General features: G+C 60.7%; 14 protein-coding genes and 2 tRNA genes. 12 read left to right on the top strand and 4 right to left on the bottom strand.

Going from position 1 to position 17,581, the window contains the following annotated elements:
* The first annotated feature begins 1 nt into the window (after position 1).
* From hflX to L1O02_RS28150, 6 genes are all read left to right on the top strand, one after another.
* Positions 2–1,303 (top strand): ribosome rescue GTPase HflX, encoded by a 1,302-nt coding sequence (gene hflX / locus L1O02_RS28175; protein ID WP_060842327.1) that lies wholly within the window; start codon positions 2–4, stop codon positions 1,301–1,303.
* 96 nt (positions 1,304–1,399) lie between these two features.
* A complete protein-coding gene (gene hflK, locus L1O02_RS28170; protein ID WP_047283685.1) occupies positions 1,400–2,578 on the top strand; it encodes an FtsH protease activity modulator HflK in 1,179 nt (392 codons plus the stop codon).
* Positions 2,578–3,447 (top strand): protease modulator HflC, encoded by an 870-nt coding sequence (gene hflC / locus L1O02_RS28165; protein WP_016965257.1) that lies wholly within the window; start codon positions 2,578–2,580, stop codon positions 3,445–3,447. The genes hflK and hflC overlap by 1 nt, the downstream gene beginning before the upstream one ends.
* A 292-nt stretch (positions 3,448–3,739) precedes the next feature.
* On the top strand, positions 3,740–4,927 hold the full coding sequence (locus L1O02_RS28160; protein ID WP_016965258.1) for an ATP phosphoribosyltransferase regulatory subunit: 1,188 nt from the start codon (positions 3,740–3,742) through the stop codon (positions 4,925–4,927).
* Between the two features lie 54 nt (positions 4,928–4,981).
* Positions 4,982–6,274 carry an adenylosuccinate synthase gene (locus L1O02_RS28155; RefSeq protein WP_047283686.1) on the top strand — a complete coding sequence of 431 codons (1,293 nt, stop codon included), beginning with the start codon at positions 4,982–4,984 and terminating at the stop codon, positions 6,272–6,274.
* 139 nt (positions 6,275–6,413) lie between these two features.
* A complete protein-coding gene (locus L1O02_RS28150; RefSeq protein WP_060837265.1) occupies positions 6,414–8,348 on the top strand; it encodes a methyl-accepting chemotaxis protein in 1,935 nt (644 codons plus the stop codon).
* 64 nt (positions 8,349–8,412) lie between these two features.
* Here the strand turns inward: L1O02_RS28150 and L1O02_RS28145 are convergent, their stop codons facing one another.
* The 4 genes from L1O02_RS28145 to L1O02_RS28130 all read right to left on the bottom strand — a co-directional run bounded on the left by L1O02_RS28145 (position 8,413) and on the right by L1O02_RS28130 (position 11,525).
* The gene (locus L1O02_RS28145; protein WP_108545956.1) at positions 8,413–9,978 is read right to left on the bottom strand and encodes an iron ABC transporter permease; all 1,566 of its coding nucleotides are present in this window, start codon (positions 9,976–9,978) and stop codon (positions 8,413–8,415) included.
* Positions 9,978–11,003: an extracellular solute-binding protein gene (locus L1O02_RS28140; RefSeq protein WP_060837267.1), complete on the bottom strand. Its 1,026-nt coding sequence runs from the start codon at positions 11,001–11,003 to the stop codon at positions 9,978–9,980. The genes L1O02_RS28145 and L1O02_RS28140 overlap by 1 nt, the downstream gene beginning before the upstream one ends.
* A gap of 183 nt (positions 11,004–11,186) precedes the next feature.
* Positions 11,187–11,273 (bottom strand) — tRNA-Leu (locus L1O02_RS28135).
* Positions 11,274–11,438: 165 nt separating this feature from the next.
* A tRNA-Leu gene (locus L1O02_RS28130) sits at positions 11,439–11,525 on the bottom strand.
* A 226-nt stretch (positions 11,526–11,751) separates the two neighbouring features.
* Here L1O02_RS28130 and rnr point away from each other — a divergent pair.
* The 6 genes from rnr (at position 11,752) to rplI (ending at position 17,473) form a co-directional block, all read left to right on the top strand.
* Positions 11,752–14,379, top strand: a complete 2,628-nt coding sequence (gene rnr, locus L1O02_RS28125) for a ribonuclease R (protein ID WP_235759129.1) — start codon at positions 11,752–11,754, stop codon at positions 14,377–14,379.
* A complete protein-coding gene (gene rlmB / locus L1O02_RS28120; protein WP_060842330.1) occupies positions 14,376–15,137 on the top strand; it encodes a 23S rRNA (guanosine(2251)-2'-O)-methyltransferase RlmB in 762 nt (253 codons plus the stop codon). The genes rnr and rlmB overlap by 4 nt, the downstream gene beginning before the upstream one ends.
* Before the next feature lie 247 nt (positions 15,138–15,384).
* Positions 15,385–15,810: a 30S ribosomal protein S6 gene (gene rpsF, locus L1O02_RS28115; RefSeq protein ID WP_011058949.1), complete on the top strand. Its 426-nt coding sequence runs from the start codon at positions 15,385–15,387 to the stop codon at positions 15,808–15,810.
* Between the two features lie 28 nt (positions 15,811–15,838).
* The gene (gene rpsR / locus L1O02_RS28110) at positions 15,839–16,069 is read left to right on the top strand and encodes a 30S ribosomal protein S18 (protein WP_002551829.1); all 231 of its coding nucleotides are present in this window, start codon (positions 15,839–15,841) and stop codon (positions 16,067–16,069) included.
* 36 nt (positions 16,070–16,105) lie between these two features.
* Positions 16,106–17,005 carry a hypothetical protein gene (locus tag L1O02_RS28105; RefSeq protein WP_235759127.1) on the top strand — a complete coding sequence of 300 codons (900 nt, stop codon included), beginning with the start codon at positions 16,106–16,108 and terminating at the stop codon, positions 17,003–17,005.
* A gap of 21 nt (positions 17,006–17,026) precedes the next feature.
* Entirely contained in the window at positions 17,027–17,473 is a 447-nt protein-coding gene (rplI, locus tag L1O02_RS28100) for a 50S ribosomal protein L9 (protein ID WP_007921484.1), read from the top strand.
* The last annotated feature ends 108 nt before the right edge of the window (positions 17,474–17,581 follow it).

The following is a 17,581-nucleotide window of genomic DNA, read 5'->3' as shown; positions in this document are numbered from 1 at the left end:
TTTGTTCTTTGAGCGCCACGGTGGTGGTGAACGGGCCATTCTCGTTCACTTGGATGGTCAGGACCCTGAGGCGCGCGAAGATCCGCAGGAGTTTCAGGAGCTGGCATTATCGGCCGGCGCCGAGACCGTCGCGTTTGTTAGCGTGCCGCGTCATCGGCCAACCGCCAAATACCTGGTTGGCAGCGGCAAGGTCGAGGAATTGCGCGACCTGGTCAAAGCCGAACAGGTAGACCTGGTGATTTTCAATCACATCCTCACGCCCAGTCAGGAACGTAACCTCGAACGTGTATTCGAGTGTCGCGTGATTGATCGCACGGGCCTGATTCTCGATATCTTCGCTCAGCGTGCGCGCACCCATGAAGGCAAGCTCCAGGTTGAACTGGCCCAGCTTGAGCACATGAGCACGCGGCTGGTCCGCGGCTGGACTCACCTTGAACGGCAGAAAGGCGGTATCGGTCTGCGTGGTCCGGGTGAAACCCAGTTGGAAACCGACCGGCGCCTGCTGCGAGTGCGTCTGCGGCAGATCAAGGCGCGCCTGGAAAAGGTTCGCAGTCAACGTGAGCAGGCCCGCCGTGGCCGCAAACGTGCCGACATTCCTTCGGTGTCGCTGGTGGGCTATACCAACGCTGGCAAGTCCACGTTGTTCAATGCTGTCACCGCTTCCGATGTGTTCGCCGCCGACCAGCTGTTCGCTACCCTCGATCCGACTTTGCGCCGCTTGGAGCTGGATGACCTGGGGCCGATTGTATTGGCCGATACCGTGGGATTCATTCGTCACCTGCCGCACAAGCTGGTGGAGGCATTTCGAGCTACCCTCGAAGAGTCCAGCAACTCCGACCTGCTGCTGCACGTGATCGATGCGCATGAACCCGAGCGTACTGCCCAGATCGAGCAGGTGATGGTGGTGCTGGGCGAGATCGGGGCTCAAGACTTGCCGATCCTGGAGGTCTATAACAAACTCGATTTGCTCGAGGGTGTGGAGCCGCAGATCCAGCGCGATCCGGACGGCAAGCCGCAGCGAGTCTGGCTGTCGGCCCGTGACGGCCAGGGGCTGGATCTGCTCAAGCAGGCCATCGCGGAACTGCTGGGTGAAGATTTGTTCGTGGGCACCTTGCGCTTGCCTCAACGTTTTGCTCGACTGCGAGCACAGTTTTTCCAGTTGAACGCTGTGCAGAAAGAAGATCATGACGACGAGGGTGTCAGTTTGCTGGCCGTTCGCCTGCCGCGGGCCGAGTTGAATCGGCTGGTCAGTCGCGAAGGTTTGCAGCCGTCGGAATTCATCGAGCAACACACTTTGCAATAAAAGCCTGGGCAAGCGGTTGTGCCGCTGTAGCAGGCATTCTGTAGCATTGGTCGGCGCGCCGTGGGTGCGTCTTTGCTTTATCAGATGGAGAGCGCTATGGCTTGGAATGAGCCGGGTGGCAACTCGAATAATCAGGACCCTTGGGGTGGTAAGCGCCGCAATAATGGCGATCGCAAGGGGCCACCAGATCTCGACGAGGCCTTCCGTAAGCTGCAGGAAAGCCTGAATGGGTTGTTCGGTGGTGGTAAGAAACGTGGTGATGACGGCGGTAGCTCCGGCAAGGGCGGTGGTTTCGGCTTGCTGGGTATTGGTCTTGTCGTGCTGGCGGCCGTGTGGCTGTACAGCGCGGTTTATGTAGTCGATGAGCAGGAGCAGGCCGTGGTGCTGCGCTTCGGCAAATACTACGAAACCGTCGGCCCGGGTCTGAACATCTACTTCCCGCCGATCGATCGCAAGTACATGGAAAACGTCACGCGCGAGCGTGCCTATACCAAGCAGGGGCAGATGCTCACCGAGGACGAGAACATCGTCGAAGTGCCGCTGACCGTGCAGTACAAGATCAGCAACCTGCAGGACTTCGTGCTGAACGTAGATCAGCCGGAAATCAGCCTGCAGCATGCGACTGACAGCGCCCTGCGCCATGTGGTGGGTTCAACCGCCATGGACCAGGTGCTGACTGAAGGCCGTGAATTGATGGCCAGCGAGATCAAGGAGCGTCTGCAGCGTTTCCTCGACAACTACCGCACCGGTATCACCGTGACTCAGGTGAACGTACAGAGCGCAGCTGCACCGCGTGAAGTGCAGGAAGCCTTCGACGACGTGATCCGTGCCCGTGAAGATGAACAGCGCTCGCGCAACCAGGCTGAAACCTATGCCAACGGCGTAGTGCCAGAGGCTCGCGGTCAGGCTCAGCGCATCCTCGAGGACGCCAACGGTTATCGCGACGAAGTGGTTTCTCGGGCCAAGGGTGAGGCAGATCGTTTCACCAAGCTGGTTGCCGAATACCGCAAGGCTCCTGAAGTCACCCGTCAGCGCCTGTACCTGGACACCATGCAGGAAGTCTTCAGCAACACCAGCAAGGTGTTGGTGACCGGCAGCAAGGGTGGGCAGAACAACCTGCTCTACCTGCCGCTGGACAAGATGATCGACAGTGGTCGTAGCGGCGCTGCTCCGGTAACGGGCTCGGCTTCTGCGGCCAGCAATGAAGCGAACGCGCGCGCTGCGGCTGATCATATGCAGCAACAGCAGCAGACGCGTTCTAGGGAGAGTCGCTGATGAGCAATAAATCGCTGATCGCCCTGATCGTGGGTGTTGTCGTGGCGGTGGTTGCCTGGAACAGCTTCTACATCGTCGCTCAGACCGAGCGTGCGGTGTTGCTGCAGTTCGGTCGTGTGGTCCAGGCCGATGTCCAGCCTGGCCTGCATGTGAAAGTGCCCTACGTGAACCAGGTGCGTAAGTTCGACGCGCGCCTGATGACCCTGGATGCACCGACGCAGCGCTTCCTGACTCTGGAAAAGAAAGCCGTGATGGTGGATGCCTACGCCAAGTGGCGGGTCAAGGATGCCGAGCGCTTCTACACCGCCACATCCGGTCTCAAGCAGATCGCCGACGAGCGTCTTTCTCGTCGCCTGGAATCGGGCCTGCGTGACCAGTTTGGTAAGCGCACCCTGCATGAAGTGGTTTCCGGCGAGCGTGACGCGCTGATGGCGGATATCACCGCTTCGCTGAACAAGATGGCCGAGAAGGAACTGGGTATCGAAGTGGTCGATGTCCGGGTCAAGGCGATCGATCTGCCGAAGGAAGTGAACCGCAGCGTGTTCGAGCGCATGAGCACCGAGCGTGAGCGTGAGGCTCGCGAGCACCGGGCCAAGGGTAACGAGCTGGCGGAAGGCATTCGTGCCGACGCTGATCGTCAGCGGCGTGTGTTGCTGGCTGAAGCCTATCGCGAGTCTGAAGAAGTGCGCGGTGATGGCGATGCCCAGGCGGCGGCGATCTATGCCAAGGCCTACGGTCAGGATCAGGAGTTCTACGCGTTCTATCGTAGCCTGCGTGCCTACCGTGAAAGCTTCGCGAACAAATCCGACGTCATGGTCCTGGACCCAAGCAGCGACTTTTTCCACTATCTGGAAAAGTCCAAGCCTTGATCAGGCCCTGATCCGGGAACACCCCGCCGGGCGGCTAAAATGCCTCGCGGGGTGATCCTTTGGTAAAACGGGTGTATGATGCGGCAGCCGGGAAATTCCCGGCTTTTTTGCGTCTGCATCTTTGATTGGCCGTGGTTCGTTCAAGAGCCCGGTAAGATTTTTCGAGGAAAATGGTCTGTACAGCTGATTTCTGGCTGCCTGTCCGGCTGAGCTCGCGTCGGATGCGACTGTTTTCTGCTTCACTCTAAGGCTGGCCGAAGGCTTGCCGCCCGGACCATGGGGGAATGGCGTAATGGCAACGGTAGACCGCTGGCTGCTGCCAGATGGCATCGAAGAAGTATTGCCGCCGGAAGCGGCGCGCATTGAAGTAGCGCGTCGTCAGGTGTTGGATCTGTTTCAGAGCTGGGGTTACGAGTTCGTCGTTACTCCCCATATCGAATACCTGGAATCCCTGTTGACGGGCGCCGGCCAGGACCTGGATCTGCGCACCTTCAAGGTCATCGACCCGCAATCGGGCCGGCAAATGGGTTTCCGTGCCGACATCACGCCACAGGTGGCGCGTATCGACGCTCACACTCTGCGTCGCGAAGGGCCGAGCCGCCTGTGCTACGCCGGCAGCGTGCTGCATGCGCAGCCCCGAGCCTTGTCGTCCTCGCGCAGCCCGATCCAGCTGGGCGCCGAGTTGTATGGCGATGCCAGCCCAAGCAGCGACGTCGAGGTCATCAGCCTGATGCTGGCCATGCTGCAACTGGCCGATGTGCCGGATGTGCACATGGATCTGGGGCATGTGGGTATCTACCGTGGCCTGGCTCAGGCGGCCGGTCTGTCCGGTGCCGTAGAGCAACAATTGTTCGATGCCCTGCAGCGCAAGGCGATCGATGAAGTCATCAGCCTGACCCAGGGCCTGCCCGCCGATCTGGCCGACATGCTGCGCTCCCTGGTGGAGTTGTGCGGCAGTCGCGAAGTATTGAGTGATGCCCGTCGCCGCCTGGCTGGCGCACCGACTTCGGTGCTGCTGGCACTGGATGAGTTGCTGACGATTGCCGAGCGCTTGTCGGTGCGTTTCCCTGATTTGCCGCTGTACTTCGATCTGGGCGAGCTGCGTGGTTACCACTACCACACCGGTGTGGTGTTCGCGGTGTTCGTGCCGGGCGTGGGTCAATCCATTGCCCAGGGCGGTCGTTACGATGACATCGGCGCGGACTTCGGACGTGCCCGTCCGGCGACCGGTTTCTCCACCGATTTGAAAACCCTGGTGACCCTGGGGCGTGCTGAAGTCGAGCTACCGTCCGGCGGTATCTGGATGCCTGACAGCACTGACGCGGCACTCTGGCAGACCGTCTGCCAGTTGCGCAGTGAGGGTCAGCGTGTCGTTCAGGCGTTGCCTGGACAACCTTTGGCCGCCGCCCGTGAAGCGGACTGCGACCGGCAATTGATTCAGCAGAATGGGCTTTGGCAAGTATTGCCGCTGGCTTCTTGAGTTTTCCTGCCGGCGGCTGCCGGCACCAAGTTTGCGCGAATGAGGACAAGTGTTATGGGTAAGAATGTCGTAGTCCTGGGCACCCAGTGGGGTGATGAGGGCAAAGGCAAGATCGTTGATCTGCTGACCGAACATGCCGCCGCCGTAGTGCGCTACCAAGGTGGCCACAACGCTGGCCACACCCTGGTGATCGACGGTGAGAAGACCGTGCTGCACCTGATTCCGTCCGGCGTGCTGCGCGAAGGCGTGCAGTGCCTGATCGGTAACGGCGTGGTGGTAGCACCGGACGCCTTGATGCGTGAAATCGTCAAGCTGGAAGAGAAAGGCGTGCCGGTGCGCGAGCGTCTGCGCATCAGCCCTTCCTGCCCGCTGATCCTGTCCTACCACGTAGCCCTGGACCAGGCTCGCGAGAAGGCCCGTGGCGAGCAGAAGATCGGTACCACCGGTCGCGGCATCGGCCCGGCTTACGAAGACAAGGTTGCCCGTCGTGGCCTGCGCATCGGTGATCTGTTCCACCGCGAGCGTTTCGCCGCCAAACTGGGCGAGTTGCTGGACTACCACAACTTCGTCCTGGTCAATTACTACAAAGAGCCGGCCATCGACTTCCAGAAGACTCTGGACGAGTGCATGGAGTACGCCGAGCTGCTCAAGCCGATGATGCTCGACGTCACCGCCGAGCTGCACCAGCTGCGCCGCGCCGGTAAGGACATCATGTTCGAAGGTGCCCAGGGCTCGCTGCTGGACATCGACCACGGTACCTACCCGTACGTCACCAGCTCCAACACCACCGCCGGCGGCATCGCCACCGGTTCGGGCGTGGGCCCGATGTACCTGGACTACATCCTGGGCATCACCAAGGCCTACACCACTCGCGTGGGTTCGGGTCCATTCCCGACTGAACTGTTCGATGACGTCGGTGCGTTCCTGGCCAAGCGTGGCCACGAGTTCGGCGCTACTACCGGCCGTGCCCGTCGTTGCGGCTGGTTCGACGCCGTGATCCTGCGTCGCGCCATCGACGTCAACAGCATCTCGGGCCTGTGCCTGACCAAGCTGGACGTGCTGGACGGCCTGGAAACCATCAACATCTGTGTCGGCTACAAGAACCAGGATGGTGCAGTCATCGACGCGCCGACCGACGCCGACAGCTACATCGGCCTGGAGCCGGTGTACGAGCAGATGCCGGGCTGGAGCGAATCGACCCTGGGCGCCAAGACCCTGGAAGAGCTGCCTGCCGCCGCCCAGGCCTATATCAAGCGCATCGAAGAACTGGTCGGCGCGCCGATCGACATTATTTCGACAGGTCCGGACCGCAACGAAACCATCGTTCTGCGCCATCCGTTCGCTTGATAAGTCGTTGATGTAAAAACCAAAGGGCCCTTGATGGGGCCCTTTGTCGTTTCTGCTCGCCGCGCGGCACGACCCTTGCTGTGAAATCCACTTCTAGAGTGCCATCAGAATAATGGCGTCAAAAGTAGAGGGATTTCCTGTGTCGGCCGTTCTCTCACTGTTACAAAGCCGTTTACTGCGGCCTGTGTTCGTTACCCTCGGTATCGCCCTTTTGGTGCAGGTAGTGCTCGCTGTTGCCCTGACTCGGAGCACGGTGACTGCCCTGGAGGCCGATCTGGCTTCGCGTTTGGGGGTTGATAGCCAGAAGTTGTCTGGCGAACTTGAGCAGGCAGGCAAGGAAGTCACTTCCAGCCTGGAAAGCCTGTCCAGCAGCACCCGTCAGCGTCTGACCGCGGGCCTGTCTTCCCGTCTCAAGGAAGAGCAGGTGCAACTGCGTGCGGCCCTGGAAAAGGACCTGAAGGACTCCGCCAATGACATGGCTCAGTTGCTGGCCTCCGTGGCGCCTCGTGCCATGTGGGACAGTGATGTGCCGACTTTGTCCGAGTTCGCACGACGTGCTCAGCGTAATCCCAACGTGTTGTTCGTGGTTTATGACGATGCTGCGGGTGAACACCTGACGCGTTACCTGAACCGCGAGAATCCGATCAACAAGGCCCTGCTGGAGAAGGGCAAGGGCGATCGGGCCTTGGACAAGGTGCTGGATGCGGCCAAGAACGATCCTTCGGTCTACTACCTGGAGGCATCGATCAACCCTAATGGGGTCGAGATCGGCAAGGTGCTGATGGGGGTGTCCACGGCTTCTGTGGAAGCGGATATTGCCGCCCTGGATCAGCGTTTTGGGGCATTGATCGCCAGCAGCGACCAGTTGGTCGGCGACAGTCTCAAGGGTGCCTCTGCCGACAGTTCGGCGGCCATGCGTTCACGCTTGCAGTCGGCCCAGGCCACTGCCGCGCAGATGCAGGCCAATACCACCAGCACGGTGCAAGAGGCGGCAGCGACGCTGCGCTGGCAGATTGGCGTGGGCCTGGCGCTGGTGGGGCTGGCTTTGCTGCTGTTGCTGGCGGTGGTGCTGGGGCGGCGCGTGGTGAACAAGTTGCACCTGTTGATTTCCGCCCTCAATGACTTGGCAGCAGGTGAGGGGGATCTGACCAAGCGTGTGCCGCTCAACAGCAATGATGAGATCGGCGACATGGCCTCGGCGGTGAATCGCTTTGTGGATAAGTTGCAGCCCATCGTGCGTGAGGCGGGGGATGTGGCGCAGCGTACCGGTGTCGAGATCGGCGCCATGAGCCTGCGTAATGCCGGGGCGGATGCGGCGGCCGAAGCGCAGCGCGACGAGGTGGCGGAAAGCCTGCGGGCACTGTCGCAGATGGCTGATGAAGCCCAGGCGGAAAGCCAGGCGATGCAGGCGGCGCTGCAGCAGGTGGTGGAGATCCGTCAGGCCACTGACGAGAACACCCGTACCTCCGAGCAGGTCGGCAACCTCATCGAGGCCTTGGCCGGGCAGGTGGATACCGGGGCCAAGGTGATCGAGCGCCTGGCGCAGCAGAGCGAGCAGATCGAGGTGGTGCTGACGGTGATTCATGGCATTGCCGAGCAGACCAACCTGCTGGCGCTGAATGCGGCGATCGAAGCGGCGCGCGCCGGTGAAACCGGGCGCGGGTTTGCCGTCGTGGCGGATGAGGTGCGAGCCCTGGCCAGCAAGACCCAGAGCTCCACTGGCGACATCCAGGCCCATATCGGCGCGCTGCAGCAGGGCGCGCGGGAGGCGGTGGCGGCCATTGGTCAGGCTGGGCGTCAGGCCAGCGAGGGCTTGCTGGTGCTGCGTGACAGTGCTCGCCTGCAGCAGACGGTGCAGTCTTCGGTCGAACAGGTACATGCCGCCATTGGCCTGGCCACCCAGGCCGCGGCCCATCAGGCTCAAGGCGCGCAAGCGGTGCGTGGGCGGGTGGAAACCATCCATGCCCAGGCCGAGCGGGCGGCCCAGGCGGTGGTGGAAACCACGGCCAGTGGCAAGGTGCTGGACAGCCTGGCGGCGCAGCTCAAGGCCAGTCTCGGCCAGTTCCGCGCCTGATGCTTCGCTGATAAGCCGACTCCTGCGCCTTTGCGCAGGAGTCGGCTTGTCGGCGCAACCCTTCTCAGCGACTCAAATACATCCGCGTCGTCAGCAGATAGACCGGCAGCCCCGATACCAGAATCAGCAGCGCCGCATAAGGTGCCGCCGCCGCAAACTCCACATTCGCCGTATGCGCCCAGACCTCCGTGGCCAGGGTGTTCAGCCCTGTCGGGCTGAGCAGCAGTGTCGCGGTCAGCTCTTTCATGGCGTCCAGAAACACCAGGGCGAATGCTGCGCCCAGTGCGGGGAAGATGATCGGCAGGGTCACCCGGCAGAAAGCGCTGAACGACGATGCGCCCAGGGTTCTGGCCGCCTCTTCCAGCTGTGGCGCCGCCTTGTTCAGTGCTGTGCGGATCGGCGCCTGGGCCAGCGGCAGGAACAGCAAGGCATAGGCGATCAGGAGCAGCGCCGAGGTTTGATACAGCGCCGGCACATAGTGCAGGGCGAAATACACCAGGGTCAGGGCGATCACCAGGCCTGGCAGGGCGTGCAGCAGGTAGGGCAGGCGTTCGGCCCAGAGCGCCAACGGCCCCTTGTAGCGCACCACCAACAGGCCTACTGGCACCGCCAGCATCAGGCACAGGCCGGCACCGCCCAGCGACAGCGCCAGGGAGGAAAGCAGTGCCTGGCTGATGGCGGCCACTGGAAAGGCAGCTGATGAGCCTACCGCCAGCCAGTAGGCGAGCATGCCCAGGGGGATGCCGCTGCCGATCACGGTCAGCAGCAGGCAGTAGAGTTGTCCCCCTGCGGACCAGCGCCCCAATCGCACTTGTTCGGCGTGTCGTGCTGCGCCCTGGCCGGTGCGCACATGGCGACCCTTGCCCCGAACCCGCAGTTCCAGGCCCAGCAGAATCAGGCACAGCGCCAGCAGCACGGCTGAGAGCATGGCGGCGTTGGCGTTGCTGAATTCCAGCTCGAATTGCTGGTAGATCGCCGTGGTAAAGGTTTGCAGGCCAATAATCGACAGGGCGCCGAATTCCACCAGCATGTGCAGGGCGATCAGCAGCGATCCGGCCAGCAGAGAAGGCCAGAGCAGGGGCAGGGTGATCTTAAAGAACACGCCCCAGCGATTTTGTCCCAGGGTTCGCGCCGATTCCTCGAGGGCCGGGTCGAGATTGCGTAAGGTGGCTGCCACCGGCAGGAACACCAGCGGGTACTTGGACAGGGTCATCACCAGGATCGCACCGCCCAGCCCTTCGAATCCGGAACTCAGGGACACCCAGGTAAAGCTGCTGACAAAAGCCGGCACGGCGAAGGGCAGGCACAGCACCACGCCCCAGATTCGCCGCCCCGGCAAATCGCTGCGTTCCAGCAGCCACGCCAGGGACAGGCCGATGATGGCGCAGGCGATGGTCACCCCGCACATCAGCAGCAGGGTGTTGCTTAGCAGGCGCAATACGTAGGGGCGCCATAGCAGGTGCAAGGCTTCCGCCCAGCCGGCCTGCCAGGCCTTGAGCCCGACAAAGAGCAGCGGTAGCAGGCTCAGGCAGACCAGCAGCAGGACAGGCAGCAGCAACCAGATCGAAGGCCGCTTGCGCCTCGGCACGTAGGGCGTGCGTGAGGCGAGTGGCGATAGCGGTGGGTTCATCAATTCAGGCCGACGTCGCGTTCCAGGTCTAGGGCTTGCTCGGCGTTGCCCAAGTCGGCCGGGGTCACCTTGGGTGCCTGCAATTCGCTGAAGGGCTTGAGCCCGCGATTCGATTCCATGCCTTTATGCAGCGGGTATTCGGCGGTGGTCTGGGTGATCACTCGCTGACCTTCTTCGCTGGCCATGTAGGCGAGTAGTTGCTGGGCTTCTTTGGGGTGCTTGCTGGACTTGAGCACTGCGGCGCTGGAGACGGTGATCAGGCCGCCGACGTCGCCGTCGGTGAAGTAGTGCAGTTTGGAGTCCAGCTGGCCTTTTTCCCGCTGTAGGGCGAACCAGTAATAGTTGTTCACCAGGACCGTGGCGACTTCGCCGTTCTCCACGGCTTTCAGCGCCACCATGTTGTTGCTGTAGACCTTGCCGAAGGCGCGCAGCCCGGTCAGCCACTCCTCGGCAGCGTCCATGCCATGCAGCTTGATGATGGCTACGGCCTGTTCCTGGAAGGCGCCGCTGGTTGGTACGAAGCCGACCTTGCCTTGCCATTGTGGTTGGGAGAATTCCAGCACGGATTTGGGCAGGTCTTTCTCGTCGATCAGTTTCGGGTTGAAGGCCACCACCCGTACCCGTGCCGTGACACCGATCCAGGTGCCGTTGCCAGCTACGTATTCCTTGGGCAGCACGGCCAGGGTTGCCGCGTCGGTCTGGGCCAGCAGGCCCTGTTCGCCGAGCTTGTTCAGGGGCGGGGATTCTTCGGTATAGATGACGTCGGCGGGCGAGCGCTCGCCTTCCTCGACGACTTGGCTGGCCAGCTGGTTGCTGCTGCCTTTGCGCACGTTGACGTGAATTCCGGTCTTGGCCTCGAAGGCCTTGGCGACGGCGTCGCCGACTTCCTTGTGCTGGCCGTTGTACAGGGTCAGGGAAATCTTATCGGCTGCCTGGGTGAGTGGAGATGCCAGGGTCAGTCCCAGCAAAGTGATGGTCAAGCCACGCAGAAGGGATGTTGAAAGGAGGGTGTTTCTGAACATCATTCGCAGGTTTCCTCACTGTTGTGCCGCAAAAACTTGTAACAATCATAAACGATATTGTTTCTCATGTGCGCTTTGCGGGTTGTGCTGCAGGTGAGGAGGGGGGGATGGCTGGGGGCAGAAACGCAAAAACCCGCTTTCGCGGGTTTTTGTGAGACTTGAAAGCGTTGCTCTCAAGTTTTGAATTGGTGCCCAGAAGAAGACTCGAACTTCCACGACCTTGCGGTCACCAGCACCTGAAGCTGGCGTGTCTACCAATTTCACCATCTGGGCAGTATCGACGTCGTCGCCGTGTCGATGGAGCGCACTATACGGATCGTGTTTTGATCTGTAAACCCCTGTTTTGGATTTATTAAATCAAACACTTAGAATGCAAAAACCCGCTTTCGCGGGTTTTTGTTTGAGCCTTGAAACTGATCTAATCTCAAGCTCTTGAATTGGTGCCCAGAAGAAGACTCGAACTTCCACGGCCTTGCGGCCACCAGCACCTGAAGCTGGCGTGTCTACCAATTTCACCATCTGGGCAGTATCGCTGACGTCTCCGTCGTCGATGGCGCGCACTATACGGAGGCTCCTTTGAGCTGTAAACCCCCGATTTCAAAAAAGTTTGAAAAAAGTCATCGGCGGCATGCATAAGGATGTTTCTGAAGCGAAGGGGCGGATTTTTCCAGCGTTGTCTGAGCCTGAAATTTCCCGTTTCAATACGCGTATGCCAAACTAACCCGCATATAGACAAGGTGAAATTTATCTAATGGCCGATTGGCAGTCCCTCGATCCCGAGGCCGCTCGTGAAGCGGAAAAATACGAAAACCCTATTCCTAGCCGCGAACTCATCCTCCAGCACCTTGCTGACCGGGGTTCGCCTGCTAGTCGCGAGCAGCTGGTAGAAGAGTTCGGTCTGACCACAGAGGACCAACTGGAAGCCCTGCGTCGCCGCCTGCGCGCCATGGAGCGCGACGCTCAACTGATCTACACCCGCCGGGGTACTTATGCACCGGTGGATAAGCTCGACCTGATCCTGGGCCGTATCAGCGGTCATCGCGACGGTTTCGGCTTCTTGGTGCCGGATGATGGCAGTGATGACCTGTTCATGAGCCCGGCGCAAATGCGTCTGGTCTTCGATGGCGACCGCGCTCTGGCCCGGGTTTCCGGCCTGGATCGTCGTGGTCGTCGCGAAGGCGTGATCGTCGAAGTGGTGTCCCGTGCCCATGAAAGCATCGTGGGTCGTTACTTCGAAGAAGGCGGCATCGGCTTCGTGGTGGCGGATAACCCGAAGATCCAGCAGGAAGTGCTGGTCACTCCCGGTCGCAATGCCAACGCCAAGATCGGTCAGTTCGTTGAGGTGAAAATCACGCACTGGCCAACGCCGCGCTTCCAGCCGCAAGGCGACGTGATTGAAGTGGTGGGCAACTACATGGCTCCAGGCATGGAGATCGATGTCGCCCTGCGTACCTACGACATCCCTCATGTCTGGCCCGAAGCCGTGCTCAAGGAAGCCGGCAAGCTCAAGCCGGAAGTGGAAGAGAAGGACAAAGAGAAGCGCATCGACCTGCGTGACCTGCCTTTCGTCACCATCGACGGCGAAGACGCTCGCGACTTCGACGATGCGGTGTTCTGCGAAGCCAAGCCCGGCAAACTGCGCCTGTTCGGTGGCGGCTGGAAGCTGTATGTGGCGATCGCCGATGTGTCCAGCTACGTGAAGATTGGTTCGGCCCTGGACGCCGAAGCCCAGGTGCGCGGCAACTCGGTGTATTTCCCCGAGCGGGTGATCCCGATGTTGCCGGAGCAGTTGTCCAATGGCCTGTGCTCGCTGAACCCGAAAGTCGATCGCCTGGCCATGGTATGCGAGATGACCATCTCCAAGTCCGGCGAGATGACCGACTACCAGTTCTACGAAGCGGTGATCCACTCCAAGGCGCGTCTGACCTACAACAAGGTCAGCACCATGCTCGAGCAGCCGAAAACCAGCGAAGCCAAGCAGCTGCGCGGCGAGTATGGCGATGTGCTGCCCCACCTCAAGCAGCTGTATGCGCTGTACAAGGTATTGCTCGGTGCTCGCCATACCCGTGGCGCCATCGACTTCGAAACCCAGGAAACCCGGATCATTTTCGGCTCCGAGCGCAAGATCGCCGAAATTCGCCCGACCACCCGCAACGATGCCCACAAGCTGATCGAGGAGTGCATGCTGGCCGCCAACGTGGCCACTGCCGAGTTCCTCAAGAAGCATGAGATCCCGGCGTTGTACCGGGTGCACGATGGTCCGCCGCCGGAGCGCCTGGAAAAGCTGCGCGCCTTCCTTGGCGAGCTGGGCCTGTCCCTGCATAAAGGCAAGGACGGCCCGACGCCGAAGGACTACCAGGCACTGCTGGAAACCATCAAGGATCGTCCGGATTACCACCTGATCCAGACCGTGATGCTGCGTTCCCTGAGCCAGGCGGTGTACAGCGCCGATAACCAGGGCCACTTCGGCCTGAATTACGAAGCCTACACCCACTTCACCTCGCCGATCCGTCGCTACCCGGACCTGCTGACCCATCGGGCCATCCGCAGTGTGATTCACTCCAGGCAGGACACGCCGCACGTGCGTCGAGCTGGAGCGATGACCATTCCCAAGGCGCGTATCTACCCGTACGACGAAGCCACCCTGGAACAGCTCGGCGAACAGTGCTCGATGAGCGAGCGCCGTGCCGATGAGGCCACTCGCGACGTAGTGAACTGGCTCAAGTGCGAGTTCATGAAGGATCGCGTCGGCGAGTCCTTCCCGGGGGTGATCACTGCGGTGACCGGTTTCGGTCTGTTCGTCGAACTCACCGATATCTACGTCGAAGGCCTGGTGCATGTCACCGCCTTGCCGGGCGACTACTACCATTTCGATCCTGTGCATCACCGCCTGGCGGGCGAGCGCACCGGGCGCAGTTTCCGCTTGGGCGACACTGTGGAAGTGCGGGTCATGCGCGTCGATCTGGATGAGCGCAAGATCGACTTCGAGATGGCCGAAAAAACCATCAATGCCCCGATCGGCCGCAAGAAGCGCGGTGTCGCGGACGTGCCTGCAAGCAAGGCGGTAGAAGAGCCGGCGCCGGCCAAGGCGGGGCGTCGCAGCTCCACCAAGGAGAAGGCGGTCGAGGCTTATCGTCCGAGCGACGCGGCGGCGAAAAACGCCGAAGTACGCAAGAGCCGTGAAATGAAACGGGCGCTGCTGGCTGAAGCCAAAAGCGGTGGTAAAGCGGCGTCTGGGGGAAAGTCCGGCAAATCGGCTCCGGCCAGAGACAGCGACCGTCCAGCCAAGCCGAGCAAACATCGTAAAGGTCCGCCCAAGGCGGGCTCTGCTTCCGGTGCGAAAAGCGGCGGGGCGCGCAAACCTAAGGCCAAGTCATGAGTCAGTTGGAAAAGATCTACGGCGTACATGCTGTAGAAGCGTTGCTGCGTCACCATCCCAAGCGGGTCAAGCAGATCTGGTTGGCTGAAGGGCGCAGTGACCCGCGGGTTCAGGTACTGGTGGATCTGGCGGCACAGAACCGTGTGTCGGTCGGTCAGGCCGAGCGTCGCGAAATGGATGCCTGGGTTGAAGGCGTGCACCAGGGCGTGGTGGCGGAAGTCAGCCCGAGCCAGGTGTGGGGCGAGGCCATGCTCGACGAGCTGCTGGACCGTACCGAGGGCGCGCCGCTGTTGCTGGTGCTCGATGGCGTGACCGACCCGCACAACCTCGGCGCCTGCCTGCGCACCGCCGACGCGGCCGGTGCCCTGGCGGTGCTGGTGCCCAAGGACAAGTCGGCGACCCTGACACCAACCGTGCGCAAAGTGGCGTGCGGCGCTGCGGAAGTGATTCCGCTAGTGGCGGTGACCAACCTGGCGCGGACCCTGGAAAAGCTCCAGCAGCGCGGCCTGTGGATCGTCGGCACCGCCGGCGAGGCCGAACAGGAACTGTACGATCAGGACCTGACCGGCCCCACCATCATCATCATGGGCGCCGAAGGCAAAGGCATGCGGCGCCTGACCCGCGAACACTGTGACTACCTGGTGCGCCTGCCAATGGCGGGCAGCGTCAGCAGCCTCAACGTCTCCGTGGCCACGGGCGTCTGCCTGTTCGAAGCCATGCGTCAACGTAGCGTCAAGGCTTCGACTTCGCGCAAGTAACAAATAAGCTGCAAGCGGCAAGTTACCAGCGCCAAGCGCTTTGACTTGTCGCTTGAAGCTCGTGGCTTGCAACTGCTGTTCAAATAATCACCAATTGCCTTGCGCCGCTGTTCCCCCTTCTCTACAATTGCGCCCCTTGCCGTGACGGCAGGCGCATATGTGCCTATCTGTGGCAAGACACACCAGTGTCATTCACTCCTTGTCTGACCGCTTATAGGCGGCAGGCTACAACCCGTAAGGAGCATTCATGCGTCATTACGAAATCATCTTTTTGGTCCACCCGGATCAAAGCGAGCAAGTCGGCGGCATGGTTGAGCGTTACACCAAGCTGATCGAAGAAGACGGCGGCAAAATCCACCGTCTGGAAGACTGGGGCCGTCGTCAACTGGCCTACGCAATCAACAATGTTCACAAGGCTCACTACGTGATGCTGAACGTTGAGTGCACCGGTAAAGCCCTGGCCGAGCTGGAAGATAACTTCCGTTACAACGATGCTGTGATCCGTAACCTGGTCATCCGTCGCGAAGAAGCCATCACTGGCCAATCCGAGATGCTCAAGGCTGAAGAAAACCGCAGTGAGCGCCGTGAGCGTCGTGACCGTCCTGAGCATGCTGACAGCGCCGATGGCGATGACAGCGACAACAGCGACGCCAGCGATAACGCTGACGAGTAATCCACGGACCTTTTGAGGAGCCAATTACATGGCACGTTTCTTCCGTCGTCGTAAATTCTGCCGCTTCACCGCTGAAGACGTGAAAGAGATCGATTACAAAGATCTCAACACTCTGAAAGCCTACGTATCCGAGACCGGCAAAATCGTTCCAAGCCGCATCACCGGTACCAAAGCTCGTTATCAGCGTCAGCTGGCCACCGCTATCAAGCGCGCCCGCTTCCTGGCCCTGCTGGCCTACACCGACAGCCACGGCCGCTGAGATCGGGCAGTCGACAAGTAGTAAGGGATTGAATGCATGCGCGCCTTAGCTGAGTTCATCATGCGCGGTCGTGTGCAGGCCACTCTGGTAGTGGCTGGCTGTTCGGCATTGCCGTTGTTGTATTGGTTGAGTGCTGCCGCCGGGAGCCTAGTGCTTCTGCGGCGCGGATTGAAGGATGCCCTTGGCGTCCTTGCTCTGGGAGTGCTGCCAGGTTTGTTCTGGTGGCTGATGTTCGATGATCCACGGGCGCTTCTGGTGCTGCTGGGGTCTTCGAGTCTTGCGTTGGTTTTGCGCGCAAGCGAGTCCTGGAACCGCGTGCTGCTGGTCAGCATAGCGATAGGGTTGGTGTTTGCTGGAGCCCTGGGGGCGGCTTACCGCTCGCAGATCGAAGCGCTGGCGCAGGAATTGATAAAAGTCCTGCCGATGGCCTTTGGTGAGGTCTACCAGCAGTTACCGGTGGAAGACCAAGCTCGTCTTGCCACGCTGGTTGCACCGGTCCTGACCGGCCTGATAGCGGCCTTGTTGCAAGCCGTCAGTGTGCTGAGCCTGATTCTCGGGCGTTACTGGCAGGCTGTGTTGTACAACCCGGGCGGTTTTGGGCGCGAGTTTCGTGCCATCAGAATCCCTCTTGGGCCAGCGATGTTGCTGCTGGCGTGCATGCTGGTAGGGCCGAATTTCGGACCACAACTGGCCATGCTGACGCCGATGTGCAGTATCCCGCTGGTTTTTGCCGGGCTGGCCCTGATTCACGGGCTGGTGGCACAAGGGCAGCTGGCCAGGTTCTGGCTGGTGGGGTTGTACGTCACGCTGTTGCCGTTCATGCAACTGATCTATCCGTTGCTCGTGGTTGTGGCCATTGTCGACAGTCTGGTTGATTTTCGCGGTCGTTTGGCGCCGAAAGACGCTGATAACGGCTCTGCGAACGGTGAAGGTTAAAAGTTAAGAGGTTATTACCAAATGGAACTGATCCTGCTGGAAAAAATCGCCAACCTGGGCAACCTGGGCGATAAGGTAAACGTTAAGGCTGGTTACGGCCGTAACTACCTGCTGCCTTTCGGCAAAGCCACCGCTGCTACCGCTGCCAACCTGGCTGCGTTCGAAGCGCGTCGTGCCGAGCTGGAAAAACTGGCTGCAGAGAAGAAGGCTTCTGCCGAAACTCGCGCTGCGCAACTGGCTGAGCTGGAAGTGACCATCACTGCCACCGCCGGTGACGAAGGCAAGCTGTTCGGTTCGATCGGCACCCACGACATCGCTGATGCACTGACCGCCTCGGGCGTTGAAGTGGCAAAAAGCGAAGTTCGTCTGCCGAACGGCACCATCCGCAACGTAGGTGAATTCGACGTAGCCGTGCACCTGCACGCTGAAGTTGAAGCAACCGTACGCGTTGTCGTGGTGGCTGCTTAAGCAGTACCAAATCGTCTGGCACCTTGTGTGGCTGACGGTTAACATCGGGCACGATCCTGTTTACAGGTCGTGCCCTTTGTCTTTCTGCTGATCCTGATTTTCACCCCC

Source organism: Pseudomonas sp. BC42 (genome assembly GCF_021560055.1).
Classification (GTDB): Bacteria; Pseudomonadota; Gammaproteobacteria; order Pseudomonadales; family Pseudomonadaceae; genus Aquipseudomonas.
The sequence above is the reverse complement of the archived record's forward strand: the minus strand, read 5'-3'. Positions and strand labels throughout refer to the sequence as shown.

Coding starts and splice junctions, on each gene's coding strand:
- L1O02_RS28105 (WP_235759127.1), top strand. CDS start 16,106: ATGCGCGCCTTAGCTGAGTTCATCATGCGCGGTCGTGTGCAGGCCACT.
- rplI (WP_007921484.1), top strand. CDS start 17,027: ATGGAACTGATCCTGCTGGAAAAAATCGCCAACCTGGGCAACCTGGGC.
- L1O02_RS28160 (WP_016965258.1), top strand. CDS start 3,740: ATGGCAACGGTAGACCGCTGGCTGCTGCCAGATGGCATCGAAGAAGTA.
- L1O02_RS28155 (WP_047283686.1), top strand. CDS start 4,982: ATGGGTAAGAATGTCGTAGTCCTGGGCACCCAGTGGGGTGATGAGGGC.
- rpsR (WP_002551829.1), top strand. CDS start 15,839: ATGGCACGTTTCTTCCGTCGTCGTAAATTCTGCCGCTTCACCGCTGAA.
- hflC (WP_016965257.1), top strand. CDS start 2,578: ATGAGCAATAAATCGCTGATCGCCCTGATCGTGGGTGTTGTCGTGGCG.
- rpsF (WP_011058949.1), top strand. CDS start 15,385: ATGCGTCATTACGAAATCATCTTTTTGGTCCACCCGGATCAAAGCGAG.
- rnr (WP_235759129.1), top strand. CDS start 11,752: ATGGCCGATTGGCAGTCCCTCGATCCCGAGGCCGCTCGTGAAGCGGAA.
- L1O02_RS28145 (WP_108545956.1), bottom strand. CDS start 9,978: ATGAACCCACCGCTATCGCCACTCGCCTCACGCACGCCCTACGTGCCG.
- hflK (WP_047283685.1), top strand. CDS start 1,400: ATGGCTTGGAATGAGCCGGGTGGCAACTCGAATAATCAGGACCCTTGG.
- rlmB (WP_060842330.1), top strand. CDS start 14,376: ATGAGTCAGTTGGAAAAGATCTACGGCGTACATGCTGTAGAAGCGTTG.
- L1O02_RS28140 (WP_060837267.1), bottom strand. CDS start 11,003: ATGATGTTCAGAAACACCCTCCTTTCAACATCCCTTCTGCGTGGCTTG.